The 20,803-nt window shown below is 66.4% G+C and carries 18 protein-coding genes; 4 read left to right on the top strand and 14 right to left on the bottom strand.

What is annotated here, in order from left to right:
• The first annotated feature begins 136 nt into the window (after positions 1 to 136).
• The gene (locus ACFTR6_RS04195; RefSeq protein WP_377956970.1) at positions 137 to 862 is read left to right on the top strand and encodes a hypothetical protein; all 726 of its coding nucleotides are present in this window, start codon (positions 137 to 139) and stop codon (positions 860 to 862) included.
• Here the strand turns inward: ACFTR6_RS04195 and ACFTR6_RS04200 are convergent.
• The 9 genes from ACFTR6_RS04200 to pdxT all read right to left on the bottom strand — a co-directional run bounded on the left by ACFTR6_RS04200 (position 743) and on the right by pdxT (position 10,791).
• Entirely contained in the window at positions 743 to 3,136 is a 2,394-nt protein-coding gene (locus ACFTR6_RS04200) for a bifunctional (p)ppGpp synthetase/guanosine-3',5'-bis(diphosphate) 3'-pyrophosphohydrolase (protein WP_076802714.1), read from the bottom strand. The two genes, ACFTR6_RS04195 and ACFTR6_RS04200, sit on opposite strands and share 120 nt — an antisense overlap.
• A 180-nt stretch (positions 3,137 to 3,316) precedes the next feature.
• Positions 3,317 to 4,333 (bottom strand): protein translocase subunit SecF, encoded by a 1,017-nt coding sequence (gene secF, locus ACFTR6_RS04205; RefSeq protein ID WP_076802712.1) that lies wholly within the window; start codon positions 4,331 to 4,333, stop codon positions 3,317 to 3,319.
• Positions 4,333 to 6,090 carry a protein translocase subunit SecD gene (gene secD / locus ACFTR6_RS04210; RefSeq protein ID WP_076802711.1) on the bottom strand — a complete coding sequence of 586 codons (1,758 nt, stop codon included), beginning with the start codon at positions 6,088 to 6,090 and terminating at the stop codon, positions 4,333 to 4,335. The genes secF and secD overlap by 1 nt, the downstream gene beginning before the upstream one ends.
• A 118-nt stretch (positions 6,091 to 6,208) precedes the next feature.
• On the bottom strand, positions 6,209 to 6,622 hold the full coding sequence (gene yajC / locus ACFTR6_RS04215; protein WP_076803861.1) for a preprotein translocase subunit YajC: 414 nt from the start codon (positions 6,620 to 6,622) through the stop codon (positions 6,209 to 6,211).
• 240 nt (positions 6,623 to 6,862) lie between these two features.
• Positions 6,863 to 7,951, bottom strand: coding sequence for a Holliday junction branch migration DNA helicase RuvB (gene ruvB / locus ACFTR6_RS04220; RefSeq protein ID WP_377956971.1), 1,089 nt, complete (start codon positions 7,949 to 7,951; stop codon positions 6,863 to 6,865).
• The gene (gene ruvA, locus ACFTR6_RS04225) at positions 7,944 to 8,591 is read right to left on the bottom strand and encodes a Holliday junction branch migration protein RuvA (RefSeq protein WP_377956972.1); all 648 of its coding nucleotides are present in this window, start codon (positions 8,589 to 8,591) and stop codon (positions 7,944 to 7,946) included. The genes ruvB and ruvA overlap by 8 nt, the downstream gene beginning before the upstream one ends.
• Before the next feature lie 81 nt (positions 8,592 to 8,672).
• Positions 8,673 to 9,269, bottom strand: coding sequence for a crossover junction endodeoxyribonuclease RuvC (gene ruvC / locus ACFTR6_RS04230; protein ID WP_076803860.1), 597 nt, complete (start codon positions 9,267 to 9,269; stop codon positions 8,673 to 8,675).
• A 31-nt stretch (positions 9,270 to 9,300) separates the two neighbouring features.
• Entirely contained in the window at positions 9,301 to 10,056 is a 756-nt protein-coding gene (locus tag ACFTR6_RS04235; RefSeq protein ID WP_076802708.1) for a YebC/PmpR family DNA-binding transcriptional regulator, read from the bottom strand.
• Between the two features lie 3 nt (positions 10,057 to 10,059).
• The gene (pdxT, locus tag ACFTR6_RS04240; protein WP_076802707.1) at positions 10,060 to 10,791 is read right to left on the bottom strand and encodes a pyridoxal 5'-phosphate synthase glutaminase subunit PdxT; all 732 of its coding nucleotides are present in this window, start codon (positions 10,789 to 10,791) and stop codon (positions 10,060 to 10,062) included.
• Positions 10,792 to 10,882: 91 nt separating this feature from the next.
• On the opposite strand from pdxT, the gene ACFTR6_RS04245 reads away from it, so the two are divergent.
• Together ACFTR6_RS04245 and ACFTR6_RS04250 are read left to right on the top strand one after the other, a co-directional pair.
• Positions 10,883 to 12,172 carry a MurT ligase domain-containing protein gene (locus ACFTR6_RS04245; RefSeq protein WP_377956973.1) on the top strand — a complete coding sequence of 430 codons (1,290 nt, stop codon included), beginning with the start codon at positions 10,883 to 10,885 and terminating at the stop codon, positions 12,170 to 12,172.
• The gene (locus ACFTR6_RS04250) at positions 12,169 to 12,918 is read left to right on the top strand and encodes a type 1 glutamine amidotransferase (RefSeq protein WP_076802705.1); all 750 of its coding nucleotides are present in this window, start codon (positions 12,169 to 12,171) and stop codon (positions 12,916 to 12,918) included. The genes ACFTR6_RS04245 and ACFTR6_RS04250 overlap by 4 nt, the downstream gene beginning before the upstream one ends.
• A 60-nt stretch (positions 12,919 to 12,978) precedes the next feature.
• Here ACFTR6_RS04250 and ACFTR6_RS04255 read toward each other — a convergent pair whose 3' ends face one another.
• The gene (locus ACFTR6_RS04255; protein WP_377956974.1) at positions 12,979 to 14,223 is read right to left on the bottom strand and encodes a CapA family protein; all 1,245 of its coding nucleotides are present in this window, start codon (positions 14,221 to 14,223) and stop codon (positions 12,979 to 12,981) included.
• Between the two features lie 102 nt (positions 14,224 to 14,325).
• Here ACFTR6_RS04255 and ACFTR6_RS04260 point away from each other — a divergent pair, with 102 nt between their 5' ends.
• Positions 14,326 to 16,338 (top strand): M3 family metallopeptidase, encoded by a 2,013-nt coding sequence (locus tag ACFTR6_RS04260; RefSeq protein WP_377956975.1) that lies wholly within the window; start codon positions 14,326 to 14,328, stop codon positions 16,336 to 16,338.
• Between the two features lie 175 nt (positions 16,339 to 16,513).
• On the opposite strand, the gene pdxS is transcribed toward ACFTR6_RS04260, so the two are convergent.
• The 4 genes from pdxS to thrS all read right to left on the bottom strand — a co-directional run bounded on the left by pdxS (position 16,514) and on the right by thrS (position 20,761).
• Positions 16,514 to 17,440 (bottom strand): pyridoxal 5'-phosphate synthase lyase subunit PdxS, encoded by a 927-nt coding sequence (gene pdxS, locus ACFTR6_RS04265; RefSeq protein ID WP_087874676.1) that lies wholly within the window; start codon positions 17,438 to 17,440, stop codon positions 16,514 to 16,516.
• Between the two features lie 138 nt (positions 17,441 to 17,578).
• Positions 17,579 to 18,199, bottom strand: coding sequence for a phosphatidylinositol phosphate synthase (pgsA, locus tag ACFTR6_RS04270; RefSeq protein ID WP_377956976.1), 621 nt, complete (start codon positions 18,197 to 18,199; stop codon positions 17,579 to 17,581).
• The gene (locus ACFTR6_RS04275) at positions 18,189 to 18,776 is read right to left on the bottom strand and encodes an HIT domain-containing protein (protein WP_076802698.1); all 588 of its coding nucleotides are present in this window, start codon (positions 18,774 to 18,776) and stop codon (positions 18,189 to 18,191) included. The genes pgsA and ACFTR6_RS04275 overlap by 11 nt, the downstream gene beginning before the upstream one ends.
• Before the next feature lie 20 nt (positions 18,777 to 18,796).
• Positions 18,797 to 20,761 carry a threonine--tRNA ligase gene (thrS, locus tag ACFTR6_RS04280; protein WP_377957027.1) on the bottom strand — a complete coding sequence of 655 codons (1,965 nt, stop codon included), beginning with the start codon at positions 20,759 to 20,761 and terminating at the stop codon, positions 18,797 to 18,799.
• Positions 20,762 to 20,803: the final 42 nt, after the last annotated feature.

Consider the following 20,803-nt stretch of genomic DNA (forward strand, 5'->3'; position numbering starts at 1 on the left):
GTTCCGGTTATCCACATAGCCGGGGCGGGGCCTTACCCGTTGGTACGTTTCCGGGCAGGATGACGGAATGGCACCGTTCTCCCATCCTCCTTCTTCCCAGGCACCGGTTTGCCGGCCCCCTGCTTCGCCGGCGCCTGTGACTCGGGCAGCCGCGCCACAGTCGCGGGGCGAGTCCCCGCCCGCGGACTCCCCCGCACAGCTGCTGGAGCTCTATTCGCCGGGGCTGCCGTTCACCTGGCCGGAACTTCAGTCGATGGCGGCCGACGGCGTGCTGACGCAGCTCTACCAGCACGGCTACACCCTTCCCGGGACTGCGGCTTCCCCGCAGCTGCGGGCACGTGCCGCCGCGTACGGGGTGCCTGCACCCGTACGACGGCGGGTGGTGGCGGGCCGGATGACGGCTGCCTGGATTTATGGCTGCGCCCGGGAACCGGACCGGCTGGCCCTGCTGGTGGACGCCAAACGCCGGATCTCCAGCCTTCGCTCCACCCGGGGCTGCACCCTCCACGAGGTCCGGCTCGGCCCGTTCGACGTCGTGAGCCTGGGTGGCCTGATGGTCTCGAGCCCGCTCCGCACGGCACTGGACATCGCTCTGCATGTGGATGCCGAGAGGGCTGTTCCCGCGTTGCGGCTGCTCCTGGCGAAGCCCGAACTCGATGTCAGGCTCCGGCTCCTGGTTCTTGCGGTGGAGGCGATGCCCCGGCTGCCGCACAAGAATGCGGCGTTGGAGAAACTATCGCAGTTAGCCTCTCCGGCGGTTGCCGGTGGTCCGGTAGACGTCGAACACCCCGTCGATCCTCCGCACGGCACTGAGCACGTGGCTGAGGTACTTGGGGTCCCCCATCTCGAAGGCAAACTTTGAGATCGCCACGCGGTCCGTGGACGTGTGGACGCTGGCGGCCAGGATGTTCACGTGGTTGTCGGAGAGCACGCGCGTCACGTCGGAGAGGAGCGACTTCCGGTCCAGCGCCTCCACCTGGATCTCCACGAGGAACACGCTGGACTGCGTGGGCGCCCAGTCGACGTCGACAATCCGGTCCGGCTGGTCCTTCAGCCCGGCAACGTTGGTGCAGTCCGTCCGGTGCACCGACACACCCGACCCGCGCGTCACGAAGCCGAGGATCGGGTCCGGCGGCACGGGGGTGCAGCAGCGCGCAAGCTTCACCCATACGTCGCCCACGCCGCGGACCACCACGCCGGAATCGGAGAACCGGGCCTTGCTGACCTGGGTGGGGATGCTGACTTCGGTGAGGTCGTCGTCGGGGGTTTCGTTGCCGCCGAGGCTCTCGACGAGCTTCTCCATGACGGACTGCGCGGAGGTGTGGCCGTCGCCCACGCCGGCATACAGGCCGGCAATGTCCACGTACTTGAAGTCCTCCGCCACGGCGGCCAGTGCATCGTGCGTCATCAGGCGCTGCAGCGGAAGGTTCTGCTTCCGCATGGCGCGGGTCAGCAGCTCCTTGCCGCGGTCGATCGCCTCTTCGCGGCGTTCCTTGCTGAACCACTGCCGGATCTTGTTCCGTGCCCGGGCGCTCTTGACGAAGTGCTGCCAGTCCTGGCTGGGGCCGGCCCCTTCGGCCTTCGAGGTGAAGATCTCCACCCAGTCGCCATGGTTGAGCTCGCTGTTGAGCGGGACGAGCTTGCCGTTGACCCGGGCCCCGATGGTGCGGTGGCCCACCTCGGTGTGCACCGCATAGGCGAAGTCCACCGGCGTCGAGCCGGCGGGCAGCGCCATGACCTCGCCTTTGGGGGTGAAAACGAACACCTCACGCGCGTTGATCTCAAACCGGAGCGAGTCCAGGAATTCGCCGGGATCGGACGTCTCCTGCTGCCAGTCCACGAGGGAACGGAGCCAGCCCATGTCTCCATCGCGCGGGCTCCCCGGCCCGGTGGCGGTCCGGTTCGGCTGGTCCTTGTACTTCCAGTGCGCTGCCACACCGTACTCGGCGCGCCGGTGCATCTCGTGCGTCCGGATCTGGATTTCAACCGGCTTGCCGCCGGGGCCGATGACCGTCGTGTGAAGCGACTGGTACATGTTGAACTTTGGCATCGCGATGTAGTCCTTGAACCGGCCCGGCAGCGGGTTCCAGCGCGAATGCAGGGTTCCCAGGGCCGCGTAACAGTCGCGGACCGAGTCCACCAGGACCCGGACGCCCATGAGGTCATTGATGTCGTCGAAGTCTTTGTCCCGGACGATCATCTTTTGGTAAATCGAGTAATAGTGCTTGGGCCGGCCGGTGATCGTGGCCTTGATCCGTGCCGTGCGCAGGTCGTCCGCGATCTGGTTGCGGATCACGCTGAGGCTCTTCTCCCGCTCCGGGGTCCGGTCGCCCACCATCCGCACAATTTCCTCGTACACCTTCGGGTAGAGCGCCGCGAAGGACAGGTCCTCGAGCTCCCACTTGATGGTGTTCATGCCGAGCCGGTGCGCCAGCGGCGCAAAGATCTCCAGCGTTTCCCGGGCTTTGCGGGCGGACGATTCAGCGGAGACGAACCGCCACGTGCGGGCATTGTGCAGCCGGTCGGCGAGTTTGATCATCAGGACGCGGATGTCCTTGGCCATGGCCACAACCATCTTGCGGACGGTCTCGGACTGGGCGGCCTCGCCGAAGCTGACCTTGTCCAGCTTGGTGACGCCGTCAACCAGCATGGCCACCTCGGAACCGAAATCGGCCCGGAGGTCCTCGAGGGTGTACGGCGTATCCTCGACAGTGTCATGGAGCAGCGCCGCCGCCAGTGTGGTGCCACTGAGTCCCAGCTCGGCGAGGATGGTGGCGACGGCGACCGGATGCGTGATGTAGGGGTCACCGCTCTTGCGCTTCTGGCCGCGGTGGCTTTGCTCCGCGACCACGAAGGCCCGCTGGATGAGGTCGAAGTCTTCCTTCGGGTTGTTCGCCCGGACGGTCCGCAGGAGCGGTTCCAGGATGGGCGAGTAGGTCGCGGTGCTCCGGCCCGTCAGCCGTGCAAGGCGGGACCTGGTGCGCTCACGTCGGCCCGGGAACGTGGGCCGGACGCCGGAACTGTCCACGGGCACGCCCGGTCCCGGGCGTCCGCCAGCCACCAGGCCAGTCTGCTGTCCCTGGCCCGGACCGTTGCCTCCGGCCGCCGTTGGCGCCGACGTCGAACGTTCTTCCAATGAAGTACCCCTCACGACCCGTTTAATTATCCCAGTGTATTCCCGCTGCGTACCCGACCGATAACCGCGTCCATCACCTGGAGGTGGCCGAACCCGGGTGGCTCGGCCCGGACAGGCACATTGCGGTTAAAGCAAGACCGGATGCCGTCGCGTGACGGCATCCGGTCCGGGTGCAGGTGCCTAGGCTTTTGCCGGCTCTGCGGCGTCAGCCTTGGCGGCGGCGTCCGTGCGGCGCTGCTTGACGCGCTGGGCCTGCTTGACCAGCGGCGCCTCTCCCTGGCGCAGCCAGGCATACATCGGCGCAGCGATGAAGATCGTCGCCGCGGTGCCGATCAGGATCCCGACGAACAGGGCCAGCGAAAGGTCGCGCAGCGTTCCGGCGCCCAGCAGGCCGGCCCCGATGAACAGGATGGCACCGACCGGAAGGATGGCAACCATCATGGTGTTGATGGACCGGACCAGGGTCTGGTTGACTGCCAGGTTGACTTCCTCGCCGAAGGTGCGGCGCGTGGAGGAGTCGATGTCGGCCGTGTTTTCACGGATCTTGTCGAACACCACCACGGTGTCATACAGCGAATAGCTGAGCACGGTCAGGAAGCCGATGATCGCCGACGGTGTGACCTCGAAATCGCTGAGGGCGTAGACGCCGGCGGTGATGAACATAGTGACAAGCATGCCGATGATGGCCGACAGCGACATCTTCCAGGTCCGGAAGTACAGTGCCATCAGGACCGTTGCAAGTGCCACGAAGACCACGAGGCCTATCAGGGCCTGCTTGGTGACGTCAGCACCCCACGTCGGACCCACGAAGGTTGAGGTGACCTCGTTGTCGGTCACGCCGTAAGCCTTGGTCAGGCCCTCCTTGATCTTGAGGGTCTCGTCGTCGCTGAGCTTGTCCGTCTGGATCCGCATGGTGGTGCCGGCGACGTTGGCGACGCGGGGCACGCTGCCGGGAACGACGTCGTGGACCGCCTTCTCGCCCAAAGCGGCTTCGGTGGTCTTGACGTTGGACACGGTGAACTCGGAGCCGCCGCGGAACTCGATGCCCAGGTTGAACCCGCCCTTGACGGCCGGAATCAGGATGGACAGGGCAACCGCGACGGCGGCCACGAGGAACCAGATCTTCTTGGTTCCGACGAAGTCGTAGGAACGCTTGCCCGTGTAAAGCTCGTTACCGAATTTCGCGAAATTGGACATTACTTGCCCTCCTTGGCCGGGCCCTTGGAGGAACCGGCGAGCTGCTCCTGCTGCTCCGCGCGGCGGCGTTCAGCGATGGTCATCCGGCGCTCAGCCTCAGCAGCGGCGCCGGTGTTCTTGGCGCGCACCACGGACGGCTTGTCCTCGGGGCTGCGGAGCCTGCCGGCGCCGCGGTAGAGCGGCACCGCGCCGAGGCGCTCGGGGTCAAGACCGGAGAACCTGTGCCCCTCGCCGAAGAACCGGGTCCTGGCCAACTGCTGCAGGGTCGGGTGCGTGAACATGAACACGACGATGAGGTCGGCGATGGCGGTGAGGCCGAGCGTGAAGGCAAAGCCACGCACGTTGCCGACGGCCACGAAGTAGAGCACGAGGGCGGCGAGAAGGTTAACCGCCTTGGATGCCAGGACGGTCCGTTTTGCGCGCTTCCAGCCGTTCTCCACCGCGGATACCAGGCCGCGGCCTTCGCGGAGCTCGTCACGGATTCGTTCGAAGTAAACGATGAACGAGTCCGCGGTCTGGCCGATGGCCACGATGATGCCGGCCACACCGGCGAGGGACAGCCGGTAGTTCTCAGTCCAGCCGAGGATGGCAATGGCAAGGTAGGTGAGAGCACCCGCCACCACCAGCGACGCGATGGTGACGAAGCCTAGCGCCCGGTATTGGAACAGGGAGTAGACAACCACGAGCAGCAGGCCGATCATGCCGGCCAGCAGGCCCATCCGGAGCTGCTCACCGCCGAGGGTGGCCGAAATCTGCTGCTCGCTCTGGATGTCGAAGCTGATGGGCAGGGCACCGAACCGCAACTGGTCGGACAGGACCTTGGCTGACTGCTCGGTAAAGCCGCCAGTGATCTGGGGACGTCCGTCGGTGATAACAGCCTGGGTCCGCGGAGCGGAAATCACCTGGTCATCCAGGACGATGGCGAACTGGGACTTGGGGTCGGAACCGCTCTCACCCCCCGCGGCGACGTAGAACTGGTTGAGGCGTTCGGTGACCGTCTTGAACTTGGCCGTGCCCTCGGCGTTGAACTGGATGTTCACAGCCCAGTCGTTGGTGACGGCACCCTGCGCGCCCTGCTGCAGCTGGAAGGTGGAGCCCTGGATGTCCACGCCCTTGACCTCCACCGGGCCAAGGATGTACTTGATCGCGGGTGTCTGGTCCGTGGCAGGCTCGCAGGTGACCAGCGGCTTGGCGGGGTCGGAACGTTCCTGCTTGTCCTGGGCCGGGTTATCACAGTCAAGGGCTTCGAACTGCTTCTGGACGTCCGCAGTGATCCAGTTCGAATCGCTCGCGTTCGTGGGCTTGGCGGTCGGCTTCGGCAGTTGGGCAGCGGGTGTCCGCTGGTCGGCAGGTACCGGTGCACCTGCGCCCGCGACGAGGACGGGCCGGAAGTTCATGTCCGCGGATGCCTGGATGAGGGCGCGGGTCTCCGAAGAGGGAGTTCCCGGCAGGCTCACCACCACGTTGCGGCCGGACTGGGTGCTGATCTCAGCCTCAGCGACACCGGAGCCGTCCACACGCTGGCGGATGATCGCCACCGCCTGGTTGAGCTGCTCCTCGTTGATGTCCGAGCCACCCTCAACCTTGGGCGCCAGGATCATCTGTGTGCCGCCCTCCAGGTCCAGGGCAAGCTTCGGGCTCCAGCTGGCCACCCCGGACATTGTGCCGCCCGCAAGGACGGCAGTCATGGCAGCCAGGATTACGCCAAGCCAGACCAGCACCCGAAGGGATGGTTTATTGCGGCCAGTTCGTGCCATTGCCTATCTTTCTATTAATTGCGGAGGGCCGCCGGGGCGAGAATGTCGCATCCGGCGGCTCCGCAGCCGTAGACAGCTGTACTGTGCGGAAGCAGCTGTACAGCGCGGAAGCGGCGGACTAGATGTCCTTCTTGCCCTCGTCGTTGAGGCGCTTGAGGGTTTCATCCGGAGTCTCGGTGGACGTGCCCGTCTTGTGCTCGGTGGGCAGCTTGTCCTCAGGGGCCAGCGAGTCGCCGGCCGTCAGCGCCGACGCGTCGTCGGGAACGGCGTGGGCTTCGGCGGCGGGTTCAACGATCTTGGTCACGGCCTGGCGGTGGACGGTGGCAAGGTGGCCGGGCGACAATTCCAGGACAACCTTGTTCTCCGCCTCATCGATGGACACGATGCGGCCGAACAGTCCGAAGCTGGTCATGACCTCGATGCCGGGAGCGAACTGCGACTGCAGCTGCGCCTGCTGCTGCTGGGTCTTCTTGTTGCGGCGGAACATCATGAAGATGAACACGCCGAGCATGACGAACAGCAGAATGGTCATGATGTCGATGCCGCCGCCGGCCTGCGGCTGGGCCTGGGCCTGGACACTAAATACTGCGAGCAAGTGAGTTCCGTTCTGTACTTACGTAGCTGGTTGACAGCGACGTCCGCTTTGTACCGGGCTGCCCGCCCGGACGCGGGGGAACCGGCCGCGGGCGGCCCGCCGGAGCGGGACACGGAAACAAAGCCCGGACGTGCCGAGCGTCTTTCCAGTCTAGAGGGAAAAGCTGGGAGGGCGCTCCTATTGGTTGCTGGAAACCCATTCAGATGACGATTCCTCATCACCGGGTTCGGCTCCGAAAAGATCCAGGGTTTCCTGCCCGAACACCCCTGCCGGCACTGTCAGTCCAAGGTGGGTCCAGGCCGGGGCCATGGCAATCCGGCCACGCGGCGTCCTGCCCAGCAGCCCTTCCCGGACCAGGTACGGCTCGGCGACCGTCTCCACGGTCTCCGGCTCCTCCCCCACGGCGATGGCCAGGGTGGACAGGCCCACCGGGCCGCCGCCGAACTTGGTGATCAGGGCTTCCAGCACGGAACGGTCCAGCCGGTCCAGCCCCCGCTTGTCCACTTCATACATGTCCAGTGCGGCGGAGGCCGAGCGGGCATCAATCTGTTCGATGCCATGGACCAGGGCCCAGTCCCGGACCCGCCGCAGCAGCCGGTTTGCAATACGGGGGGTTCCGCGGGAGCGGCCGGCGATTTCCGTGAATCCGGCGGAGTTCACCTTCAGGTCGAGGAGGCCGGCAGACCGACGCAGCACGAGCTCAAGCTCCTCCACCGAATAAAACTCCAGGTGGCCGGTAAACCCGAAGCGGTCCCGGAGCGGACCCGGCAGGAGCCCGGCGCGCGTGGTGGCGCCCACCAGCGTGAAGGGCGGCAGCTCCAGCGGAATGGCCGTGGCGCCGGCGCCTTTGCCCACCACGATGTCCACACGGAAATCCTCCATGGCCATGTAGAGCATTTCCTCCGCCGGGCGGGACATGCGGTGGATTTCGTCGAGGAACAGGACTTCCCCCTCGGAGAGCGAGGAAAGGATGGCGGCCAGGTCACCGGCGTGCTGGATGGCCGGGCCGCTGCTGATCCGCAGCGGAGCGTTCATCTCCGAGGCGACAATCATGGCGAGGGTGGTCTTGCCCAGTCCCGGAGGGCCGGAAAAGAGCACATGGTCTGCGCTGCGGCCGCGCATCCGGGATGCCTTCAGCACCAGGGAAAGCTGCTTGCGGACCCTGTGCTGGCCGACGAAGTCGTCGAGGTTCTTGGGCCGGAGCGCCGCCTCAATGGCCCGCTCCTCCGGCTCTTCTCCCCCGGCGACCAGGGACGGTTCAGCCACGGCTGCCTACCCTGTTGCCCGCCCGGGCGCCGTCCTGGCCGAGCCAGCGCAGTGTGGTGCGCAGGATCTCGGCAACATTGCCTTCGCCTGCGAGCTCGGGGGCGTCCGCCAGGGCCTTGTCGATGCTGCCCGTGGCGTCCTTCTCCGACCAGCCCAGGCTGGTCATGGCAGCAACCACCTGCGGCTTCCAGAGCTCCTCAGCGGAAACCGCCGGTGCTCCGGCCGGAGTTGCCGTGCCGTGCGGAACCAGCTTTCCGGCGAGTTCGAGGACGATGCGGCCGGCCACCTTCGGGCCGATGCCCGGCACCTTGGTGAAGGTTTTGCTGTCGCCGGTGTGCGCCGCCACGCGGATTGCCTCGGGATCGTGCACGGCGAGGACGGCCAGGGCGAGCCGCGGGCCCACACCGCTGACACTGAGCAGAACGTCGAAAACTTCCCGCTCGTCGTCGTTCGCGAAACCGAACAGGGTCAGGGAGTCCTCCCGGACGATCAGGGACGTGAACAGCTTCCCCTCCTCGCCGGTCCGCAGCTTGCTGAGCGTCTGGGGAGTGGCCTGGACGCTCATGCCGGCGCCGTTGAGGTCGATAACGGCGGTGGACAGTCCGACGTGCGCCACGGTTCCGCGGAGAAAACTGATCAAGGCCGGGGCTCCTGAAGTTGCGCCGGCAAAAACCGACTATCCGAACATATCTACGAATACCCTAGCAAGGGCCTGCGACATTCAGCGTGCACGGCGCGCCTTGGCCTCCGCCTCGGCCCAGGCGCGCTGCGCGGGCGTCAGCGACTGGTTGCCTGAACCGCGGGTCGCGCCAGCACTGCTGCCCGCTATCGAGGCACCGCTGCCGGCCCGCCAGGCGTGCGTAATGGCAAGGGCCAGGGCATCCGCCGCGTCCGCGGGCCGCGGCGGAGCGTCCAGCCTGAGAATCTTGGTGACGAGCTTGGTGACCGCGTCCTTGTTCGAGGAGCCGCTGCCGGTCACGGCCGCCTTCACCTCCGACGGCGTGTGCAGCGCCACCGGTATGCCGCGCCGGGCAGCGGCGGCGATGACGACGCCGGAGGCCTGCGCCACGCCCATGACCGTGCTGACGTTCATCTGCGAGAACACCCGTTCCACCGCGAGCACGTCCGGCTCATAGCGGTCGAGCCAGTCGTCGACGGCGAGGGCGATCACCAGCAGCCGCTGGTCGAGAGTCTCCTCCGGGGAGGTGCCCACCACGCCGACTGCCACCATGGTGGCTCGGCGGTTCTTTTCGACGTCGACCACGCCGATGCCGCAGCGGGTCAGTCCGGGGTCGATGCCCAGTACGCGCAGCGTCACGTGCAACCGCCCCGGTACGCTACGCGGGAAATCACTCGGCTTCCAGGGCTGCCTGAACTTCGTCGCTGAGGTCAGCGTTGCTGTAGACGTTCTGGACGTCGTCGAGGTCCTCAAGGGCGTCCACGAGCTTCATGAACTTCTTGGCGGCGTCCAGGTCCAGCGGCACCTCCATGGAGGGCACGAACTCGGCCTCGTCGGTGTCGTATTCGATCTCGGCTTCCTTAAGCGCGTCGCGGACGGCCTGCAGGTCCTTCGGCTCCGAGTGGATCTCGAAGGTGTCCCCGTTGTCCTTGACCTCTTCGGCACCGGCATCCAGCACCGCCATCAGGACGTCGTCCTCGGTGAGGTCGTTCTTGGGCAGCGTCACAACGCCCTTGCGGGTGAACAGGTAGCTGACGGAGCCGGGGTCGGCGATGGTGCCGCCGTTGCGGGAGATGGCCAGCCGGACTTCGGATGCCGCGCGGTTCTTGTTGTCGGTAAGGCACTCGATCAGCAGCGCGGAGCCCTGCGGCCCGCGGCATTCGTACATGATCTCCGTGTAGTCAACGACTTCACCGGTGAGCCCGGCACCGCGCTTGATGGCGCGGTCGATGTTGTCGTTGGGAACAGACGTCTTTTTGGCCTTCGTGACCGCAAGTTCGAGTCCGGGGTTGCCGGAGAGGTCGGGACCGCCCATGCGCGCCGCGACTTCAATGTTCTTGATCAGCTTGGCAAACGACTTTGCACGGCGGGCGTCGATGACGGCTTTCTTGTGCTTGGTCGTTGCCCATTTGGAGTGGCCTGACATGCTTTACGCTTCTCCTCTGATCATGCGGATAAAAAGTTCATGCACGCGCTTCTCGCCCGTCACTTCCGGATGGAAGGAGGTGGCCAGCAGCTGGCCTGAACGCACTGCAACAATTCTAGCCGTCCCCTGCAGGTCGGCCGCGTGGGAGGCGTGCTCCGGGTCGGCGGGTTCCACCTGGGCCAGAACCTCAACGCCGGGTCCCACGCGTTCCACCCAGGGGCCCCGGATGAACACCGCGTGAACCGGCGCCACGCCCTGTTCGGTGGCGCTGAATTCCAGGCCCTTGAAGTCGAGGTCGGTTTCGAAAGACTCGCGCTGCCGGCCGAAGGCGTTGCGGCGCACAGTGATATCCAGGCCGCCGAACGTCTGCTGGGGATTGCCCGCGAGGTCGGCGGCGGGGTCGGCGATGTCGTGCGCCAGCAGGATCATGCCCGCGCAGGAGCCGTACACCGGCAGGCCTTCGGCGATGCGCTGCCGCAGCGGTTCGGCGAGGTCGAAGGCGCGGGCCAGCTTGTCGATGGCCGTTGACTCGCCGCCGGGAATGATGAGCCCGTCGAGTCCGTCGAGCTCCGCGGGGCGGCGGACACCCACCCCGGCGGCGCCGGCGGTCTCCACCGCGCGCAGGTGCTCACGGAAGTCGCCCTGGAGCGCCAGAACACCGATGCGCAGGCCAGCCCCGGGTTTTTCGGGCACGTCGGCCGGGCGCGGAAGGGCGCTGGAAAGGGAATTGGTCATCTAAACAGCATAGTGTCCCGGGCGTGTACCGCCGTCCCCGCCAGCTGCCGCCCGCCGCATTGCATGCCGCTGCTGGGATATATTACAGAGCATGTTTTCCCTCAGCGTTCCGCTCGGCAAGTTCGTCCGCCGGGTTTCCCGGCTCAGGGGCGGAGGCTCTGCATTCCCCGGTTTGGTGGTCGAAAAAATCGATCCCGGCTTCATGCAGCGGACCCTGTCCACCCTTCCCCACGGCGTGGCCGTCGTCAGCGGCACCAACGGCAAGACCACCACCACCAAGATGGTGGTGGAGCTGCTGGAAAGCCAGGGTTTGAAAGTGTTCACGAACCGGACGGGAAGCAACTTCACCCGGGGTGTGGCCGCCGCCCTGCTCGGCGACGTCGACTGGCGGGGACGGCTCGACGCCGATATCGCCGTGCTGGAGCTGGACGAGGCCCACGCCGTGCACTTCGTCAACCGCGTGCCTCCGCGCTACAGCCTCCTGCTGAACGTGCTCCGTGACCAGCTGGACCGCTTCGGGGAAATCGACAAGACCGCCCAGCTCCTCCAGCACATCGCCGCGAAGACGACCGGGACCGTGGTCCTGAACCGTGAGGACCCGCGGGTGGCACGGATCGCCGATACCCTGCACGGCCCCGAGGTCCGCTACTTTGGGCTCGACGATTCCCTGCTGGGCACCTTCCCCAGCGACGATGAGCTGCGCGCCGGGCCGGGCAGCCCGGCACCTGCGGTGCCGGAACGCCCGCAGGGTGACGTCGTCCTCCGCCGTGTGGGCGCCGATGACGCGGATTTTGAGTACGACGGCGTCACTGTCACCACCGGGATGAAGCTCCGCGGCGTCTACAACATCTTCAACGCCGCTGCCGCGCTGGCCCTCGCCCGCAGCATCTGCGGCGGCGGCGCCGCCACGCCGGATCATGAAACCCTGCTGAAGGCCCTGTCCGAGGTGGCACCGGCCTTCGGACGCGGCGAGAGCCTCACCGTGGACGGGCTCCCGCTGGACCTGGTCCTGGTCAAGAACCCGAGCGGCTTCCGGCTGGGCCTGAAGTCGTTCCCCTCCGGCGGCTACGCCACCATGATCGCCATCAACGACAACTACGCGGACGGCCGTGACATGTCCTGGCTGTGGGACGTGGACTTCGACTCCCTGCGGGCGGATGGCGTCGACCAGGTCACCGGTTCCCGGGCGTACGACATGGCGCTGCGCCTGCAGTACGACGAGGTGCAGATCGGAGACGTGAACACCGACATCCCGGCCGCGCTGGCCGACTTCATCCGCAAGGGGAAGGGCAAGCCGAAGCGCGTCTTCTGCACCTACACCTCAATGCTCGCCATCCGCCGTGAGCTGTCCAAAATCACCACAGTGGAGGTGGTCTCTTGACCCCCGATTCGGCCGGAACGCACGCGTCCAAGGGCACCATCCGGGTCCTGCAGCTCTATCCGCGTGACATGAACATCTACGGTGACTGGGGCAATGCGCTGGTGCTGCAGCAGCGGCTGAAATGGCACGGATACACACCCGAACTTCTCGAGTACAACGTGGGCGACGAGTTCCCGGACAACGTGGACATCATCCTTGGCGGCGGCGGCCAGGACAGCGGGCAGCTGGTCATCCAGGACGACCTGCAGTCCCGGGCCGGGCTCCTCAAGGGGATGGCCGAGGACGGCACGCCCATGCTCCTCATCTGCGGCCTCTACCAGCTTTTCGGCCGCTTTTTCAAAACCCGCTCAGGCCCGGTCATTCCCGGCATCGGAGTCCTGGACATTGAAACCCACGGCACGGATGAGCGGCTGATCGGCAACGTCAAGGTCACCACCGCAGAGTTCGGGGAGGTGCTGGGCTACGAAAACCACAGCGGCCAGACCACCCTGGGACCCGGCGTCGAACCCCTGGGGACGGTGGCGAAGGGAACGGGCAACAACAGCAGCGACGGCCACGAGGGCGCACGGTACCGCAACATCGTGGCCAGCTACCTGCACGGTTCCCTGCTGCCCAAGAATCCGGCTCTCGCCGACTTTCTGATCCGGACCGCCGTCGAACGCAAGTACGGAACCTTCACTCCCGGCGAACCGGATGACCGCTACGCCGTCCTCGCCCGCGAGCACGCGGCCCGCCGTCCCCGTTAGCAACCAGGCGGCTGGTCAGGGTCTTTGGTATCAAGGGCCTTGGTATCAAGGGCCTTGGTATCAGGGGCCCTTGCTGTCAGGGTCTTTGGTAACCAGCAGCTCATGGGCTCCGGCCTGCGCCGCGCCCATGGACTCCACCACCTGCCTGGTCCGCAGCCGCGTTTCGGCGTCAGCCGCGGGAGTGGAGCAGACGCCCTGCGGGGCGTCACTGGCCACCGAGCACCAGCGATAGGGTGCGCTGACGATGACCGACGGTGCCCAGGCGACGTCGGATGCGGTCCACCTTCCGGCACTGTCCTGGCTGAACTGTGCCCTCAGCAGCAGGCCCTCGTTGTTGACGACGTACGTCGGCGACAGTTCCGTCACCCCGTTGCCCAGCCCGTAGGCAATCCAGGTTCCCTTGTACTTTTCGATCGGGAGCACCGAGTGCGTGTGGTGCCCGTAGATCATGGTGAACTGGCCGCTGTCAGCCAGTGCGTGCGCCACTTCCAGCTGCTGGGCGTTGGGGGCGCTGGCGTACTCATCCCCCGCGTGCATGGCGGCCAGGACGATGTCCGCGCCCTGGCTCCTGGCCTCTTTGGCCTTTGCGACCATGGCCGGCGCGTCGAGCATATCCACCTGCCACGGCTGCTCCGGGACCTGGCCGTTGAGGCCGTAGGTGCCGGTGATCACGGCGATCCGGGCGGCTTCCGTCTGCAGAATGAGAATGCCCCGGGACTCAGCCTGCGTCCGGTAGGAGCCGGTGTGTTCCAGACCTGCGGCGTCCAGTACATCCAGCGTCCTCGTCAGACCCTCGGTGCCCTGGTCGATGGTGTGGTTGCTGGCCGTGGTGCAGGCCCGGTAGCCGACGGCTTTGGCGGCAGCGGCGATCTGCGGCGGCACGTTGAAGGACGGGTAGGCGGAAAACGGGCCGCCGGGCAGGGCCACGGGCGTTTCCTGGTGGCAGACGGCGACGTCACTCTGTTCGATGTAGCGCCGCTGGCCTTCCAGCAGCGGACCAAAGTCGAGCCCCTTCACTCCGCCGGCCACCGCGTCATCGTGGGCCTGTTGCCATAACTGGGTGTGGACCAGCATGTCCCCGGTGACCAGGACGGACGTGCACCGGACCGCCTTGCACGCAGGGCCGGAACCCGGAGTCGGGGTGGGTGTCGCACTCGGGGTGGGGGCCGCCGTCGGTGGTGTTGAAGGGGGTGGTGGAGGCGCAGTAGCTTGGTCGGCGACAACGCCGCACGATGCCAGCGCCGCCATCAGCAGTGCGGCCGCGGCCGCCTGGACCGCACGGACACGAACGTTCTTTTTCCCCATGTCCTCAGCGTACGTCCGGGGCACCCCGGCGGCGGGCAACCGGCGCGCAGAAGCCCGGCAAAAATCGTTGTGCACCGCAGGCCTGCATGAAAGGGTTGCTTCATGACCAATCCCCTCCTGTCCCCCAGCACCCTGCCGTTCGGACTGCCGCCGTTTGCCGACATCGACGACGCCCATTACGCCGAGGCGGTTGACGCCGGGCTCGCCGAACACCTGGCGGAAATCCAGGCCATCGTGGACAACCCTGAACCGGCCAGTTTCGACAACACGGCGCTGGCCATGGAACGGTCCGGCCGGCTGCTGGACCGTGCTGCGGCGTCCTTCTTCACACTGGTCTCGTCCGACGCCTCCGAGGCCATCAGGAAACTGGAGACTGAGCTGGCGCCCCGCTTTGCCGCCCACCAGGATGCGGTGTACCTCAACCGGGCCCTCTACGAGCGGTTCGCCGCCGTGGACACCGCGGGACTGGACGCCGAGCCGGCCAGGCTGGTGGAGGAGTACCTCAAGGAGTTCCGCCAGTCCGGAATTCAGCTGGACGACGCCGGACAGGACCGGCTCAGGTCCCTGAACGCCGAGCTGTCCCGGCTGGGCACGGAGTTCGGGCAGCGCGTCAAGGAAGGGATGAAGTCCGCCGCCCTGCTGCTGGACAGCGCCGACGAGCTCGCAGGCCTTCCCGACGACGAGATCGCCAGCGCCGCGGAGGCAGCGCGCGTGGCCGGGCATGACGGCAAGTTCCTGCTGACGCTCATCCAGCCAAGCAACCAGCCCGCGCTGGCGGCACTGGACAACCGGGATGTGCGCCGGCGGCTCTTCGAGGCGTCCGTGGCCCGCGGCAGCGCCGGGGGCGATCTCGACGTACTGGACCTCGTGAAATCCATGGTCAGGCTCCGGGGTGAGAAAGCGGCCCTGCTGGGCTTCGCCAACTACGCGGAACTGGTGGTGGACCGGCAGACTGCCCCGGATTTCGGTGCTGTCCGGTCCATGCTGAACCGGCTGGCGCCCGCCGCCGTCCGGAACGCCGATGCCGAGGCAGCAGCCCTGGCCGAAAGTGCCGGCCACCCGCTGGAAGCTTGGGACTGGGCCTACTACTCCGCAAAGGTGCGGCGGGAACGGTACACCGTGGACGAACAGGCCCTCAGGCCGTACTTCGAGCTGGACCGGGTACTGACAGACGGTGTGTTTTTCGCCGCGACCTCGCTCTTCGGCGTCACCTTCCATGAGCGCAAGGACCTCGCCGGCTACCACGCGGACGTCCGGATCTGGGAGGTGCGGGAAGCGGACGGAACAGAGCTGGGGCTGTTCCTGGGCGACTACTACACCCGCGAAACCAAACGGGGAGGCGCGTGGATGAATTCGCTGGTGGACCAGTCCGCGCTGCTTGGCACCAGGCCCGTGGTCATCAACAACCTGAACATCTCGAAGCCGCCCGCCGGTGAACCCACGCTCCTCACGCTCGATGAGGTCCGCACGGCCTTCCACGAGTTCGGCCACGCCCTGCACGGACTGTTCTCCAGCGTCACCTACCCCCGTTTCTCCGGCACGTCCGTGCCGCGGGACTTCGTGGAGTACCCGTCCCAGGTCAATGAAATGTGGATCATGTGGCCGGAGGTACTGGCCAATTACGCCCGCCACCACGCCACCGGGGAGCCGCTGGCCCAGGACGTCGTCGACCGGCTCAACGAGTCCCGCCTGTGGGGCGAAGGGTTTGCCACCACGGAATACCTCGGGGCGGCGCTGCTGGACCTGGCCTGGCATGTCCTGGAAGCCGACGGCGTACCGGAGGATGCCTCCGAGTTCGAGGCCAGGGCTCTGGCTGCGGCAGGGATGGCCCACCCCCTGATTCCCCCGCGGTACCGGACGGGCTACTTCCAGCACATCTTCGCCGGCGACGGCTACGCCGCGGGCTACTACTCCTACATCTGGAGCGAGGTGCTCGACGCCGAGACCGTGGACTGGTTCACGGAGAACGGCGGGCTGACCCGGGCCAACGGCGACCGCTTCCGTGCCGAGCTCCTCTCCCGCGGCAACAGCCGGGACCCGCTCGAGTCGTTCCGCACCCTCCGGGGACGCGACGCCGCCCTGGAGCCCCTCCTCAAGCGCCGCGGCCTCGAGTAGGGCTTAGTCGATTGCTCCGTAGATGCCCTTATGAGCGGCGAAAACGGCAGTTACGGAGCAACCGATGTGAAGTTAAACCACGACGACGGCCGGTCACCCAAAAAGGAGACCGGCCGTCGTCGTCGTTCTGAATAGGAACGCAGAGGATGGCGCCGACCGGCGCCCCCGAAGCGAGTTACCAGCCGCGCTCGGCGAGGCGGTGCGGCTGCGGGATCTCGTCGACGTTGATGCCGACCATGGCCTCGCCCAGGCCGCGGGAGGCCTTGGCGATGACGTCCGGGTCGTCGAAGAAGGTGGTGGCCTTCACGACGGCGGCGGCACGCTGGGCCGGGTTGCCGGACTTGAAGATGCCGGAACCGACGAACACGCCGTCGGCGCCGAGCTGCATCATCATCGCGGCGTCAGCCGGGGTGGCGATGCCGCCGGCGGTGAACAGCACCACCGGGAGCTTCCCGGTGGCGGCGACTTCCTTGACCAGTTCGTACGGGGCCTGCAGTTCCTTGGCCGCGACGTACAGCTCATCCTCGGGCAGGGAGGTCAGCTTCTTGATCTCGGCGCGGATCTGGCGCATGTGCGTGGTGGCGTTGGAGACGTCGCCGGTGCCGGCCTCGCCCTTGGAGCGGATCATGGCCGCGCCCTCGTTGATGCGGCGCAGCGCCTCCCCGAGGTTGGTGGCACCGCAGACGAAGGGAACGGTGAAGTTCCACTTGTCGATGTGGTTGGTGTAGTCGGCCGGGGTCAGGACCTCGGACTCGTCGATGTAGTCGACGCCGAGGGACTGCAGGACCTGGGCTTCGACGAAGTGGCCGATCCGGGCCTTGGCCATGACCGGGATGGACACGGCGTCGATGATCTGGTCGATCATGTCCGGATCGGACATGCGGGACACGCCGCCCTGGGCGCGGATGTCGGCCGGGACGCGCTCGAGAGCCATAACGGCAACGGCACCGGCGTCTTCGGCGATGCGGGCCTGCTCGACGTTGACGACGTCCATGATGACGCCGCCCTTGAGCATCTCGGCCATGCCGCGCTTCACACGGCTGCTGCCCGTCACGCTGTTGGCGGACGAGCCGGCTTCGTTGCTTACATCAGGTGTAGACACAAAAACCCCTATGGGTAGCTAGATGACCTTCGCCGGCAGTGCAGGCGGCAAGGACATGCCCTTTTGCACACACCGGAATACCGGATCCATTGACCGGCAGTCCTAATATACTAGTCCTACCGCGGCGGCGCGGCTTAATCAGTTTTGTTCGGAGTCTTCCAGCGACTGGACGCGTACCGCCAGGACACGCTGGATCACCGTAATAAGGCTCGCCGCCGCCAGCAGCACCAGGGTGGCCAGCAGCACGACGGGCGGCAGGCCGATCCCGGTGAGGCCGGTGACCACCAGGACGGAGACCAGCCGTTCGGCACGTTCGGCAATGCCCACGTTCGCCTTGAATCCCAGCGATTCGGCTTTCGCCCGGACGTAGGAGACCACCATGCCCAGGACTAGGCAGACGACGGCGGCAATGGCTATCGCGGTGTCCGCGCCGCCCGTGAAAAACCAGATGGCCACGCCGGCAAAGAGGGCACCGTCCGCCAGCCGGTCCAGTGTGGAGTCCAGGAAGTTGCCCCAGCGCCCGCCGACGTTCTGCATCCGCGCCATGATGCCGTCAAGGACGTCGGAAAAAATGAACGCCGTAATGAAGACGGTTCCCCAGAACAGCTGTCCCAGCGGATAGAAGACCAGGGCACCCAACACCACGCCGGCGGTTCCGACAATGGTGATGGCGTCCGGCGAGACACCCATTTTTAACAGCCAGCGGGCGATCGGGGTAAACAGCGCGGTGAAGAACCCGCGCGCATGCCTATTCAGCATGCGTCTCCCCGGGCCAGGCGTCGGCGACCTGCTGGCGGACTTCATCCAGCGTCTGCGTGATCGCCTTGGTCTGCGCGATGATGGGGAAGAAGTTTCCATCCCCGCCCCAGCGCGGAACGATGTGCTGGTGCAGGTGGCCCGCGATGCCGGCCCCGCCCACAACGCCCTGGTTCATGCCGAGATTGAAGCCGCCGGGATTCGCCACCTTCCGCAGCACCCGCATGGCGGTCTGCGTCAGGTCCGCGAATTCGGCGGTTTCCTCCACCGTCAGGTCCGTGTAGTCGGGGACATGGCGGTACGGGCACACCAGCAGGTGGCCTGGGTTGTACGGGAACAGGTTGAGCACCACGTAGCTCGTGCGGCCTCGGTACACGATGAGCGACTCCTCATCGGTACGCGCCGGCGCGATGCAGAACGGGCAGTCGTCCTGGTTCTTGAACTGGTGCTGCCCGCCCTTGATGTAGGCCATGCGGTGCGGAGTCCACAGCCGCTGGAAGGCATCCGGAACGCCGGCAAGGCCAAAATCGTCCGTCACCTCCGCGTCGCCCGGATAGCCCGACCCTGTGTTCTCCTGCACGTGTGCCCCCTCCGCCGCGGCTAGCTGGTCCGGTTGCGGACGGCGTCCACGATCCGCTGGACGGCCTCGGCCACGGGCACGCCGTTGTCCTGGCTGCCGTCGCGGAAACGGAACGAGACAGCGCCCGCCTCGGCGTCCTCACCGCCGGCGATCAGCACGAACGGGATCTTGTCCTTGCTCGCCGTGCGGATCTTCTTCGGGAAGCGGTCCGAGGAGATGTCCACCTCGGCGCGGATGCCGGCAGCCTTGAGCTTGTCGACGACGTCGAACATGTAATCGTTGAAGGCCTCCGCCACCGGGATGCCCACCACCTGCACGGGGGCCAGCCAGGCCGGGAACGCGCCTGCATAGTGCTCGGTGAGCACACCCATGAACCGTTCCACCGATCCGAACAGGGCCCGGTGGATCATGACGGGACGCTGGCGGGTGCCGTCAGCGGCCTGGAACTCGAGTTCAAAGCGCTCAGGGAGGTTGAAGTCGAGCTGGATCGTGGACATCTGCCAGGTGCGGCCCAGGGCGTCCTTGGCCTGGACGGAGATCTTCGGTCCGTAGAACGCCGCTCCGCCCGGGTCCGGGATCAGTTCCAGCCCGGACGCCTCGGCCACTTCGGCGAGAGTGCGGGTGGCTTCCTCCCAGGTTGCGTCGTCGCCGACGAACTTGTCCTCGTTCTTGGTGGACAGTTCGAGATAGAAGTCGTCCAGGCCGTAGTCCTTGAGCAGGCCGAGGACGAAGTTCAGCGTGGTGGTGAGCTCGTCCTTCATCTGCTCGCGGGTGCAGTAGATGTGGGCGTCGTCCTGTGTCATGCCACGCACACGGGTCAGGCCGTGGACCACGCCGGATTTCTCGTAGCGGTAGACCGAGCCGAATTCGAACAGCCGCAGCGGCAGTTCGCGGTAGGACCGGCCGCGCGAACGGAAGATGAGGTTGTGCATGGGGCAGTTCATCGGCTTCAGGTAGTAGTCCTGGCCGGGTTTGCGGACCGTGCCGTCCTCGTTGTGCTCCGCGTCGATGTGCATCGCCGGGAACATGCCGTCCCGGTACCAGTCCAGGTGGCCGGATACCTCGTAGAGGTGCCCCTTGGTGATGTGCGGGGTGTAGACGAACTCGTAGCCGGCGTCCACGTGGCGCTGCCGGGAGTAGTCCTCCATGGCCTTGCGGATGATGCCGCCCTTGGGGTGGAAGACCGGCAGCCCGGACCCCAGCTCGTCGGGGAAGGAGAACAGGTCCAGCTCGGCGCCAAGCTTCCGGTGGTCGCGGCGCTCGGCCTCGGCGATGCGTTCCTGGTAGGCCTTCAGGGCGTCCTTGGTGGGCCACGCGGTGCCGTAGATGCGCTGCAGCTGCTGGTTGTTCTGGTTTCCCAGCCAGTACGCGGCCGAGGACCGGGTCAGCGCGAAGGCGTTGGAGATGAGCTTGGTGTTGGGCAGGTGGGGGCCGCGGCAGAGGTCGCACCAGACGCTGTCCCCGCTCTTGCGGTCCACGTTGTCATAGATGGTGATGTCGCCGGCGCCCACCTCGACGTTCACGCCTTCCCCGGCGTCGGCGGCGTCGTTCTTCTTGCCCAGCAGTTCGAGCTTGTAGGGCTCATCCTTCATCGCCTCGCGGGCCTCGTCCTCGGAGACGACGCGGCGGACGAACTTCTGGTTCTGGTTGACGATCTTGAGCATCATCTTTTCCAGCTGGCGCAGGTCTTCGGGGGTGAAGGGCTCGGCGACGTCAAAGTCGAAGTAGAACCCGTCGGTGATGTAGGGACCGATGCCCAGTTTGGCGTCCGGACGCAGCTGCTGCACGGCTTGGGCCATGACGTGGGCGGTGGAGTGGCGCAGGACGTTGAGGCCGTCGGGGGAATCGATGGTGACGCCTTCAACCTCTGCGCCCTCGGGAAGGGGCTGGTCCAGGTCCTTGAGTTCGCCGTCGACCCGGGCCACGACGACATCGCGGCGCTCAAAGAAGAGTTCCGCGCCGGTGGTCCCGGTAGTCACCTTCATTTCTTCGCCATCGACGATGAGGGTGATCTGCTGGGCATCTGA

It is taken from the genome of Arthrobacter sp. NPDC057009 (genome assembly GCF_042673905.1).
Lineage (GTDB): Bacteria > Actinomycetota > Actinomycetes > Actinomycetales > Micrococcaceae > Arthrobacter.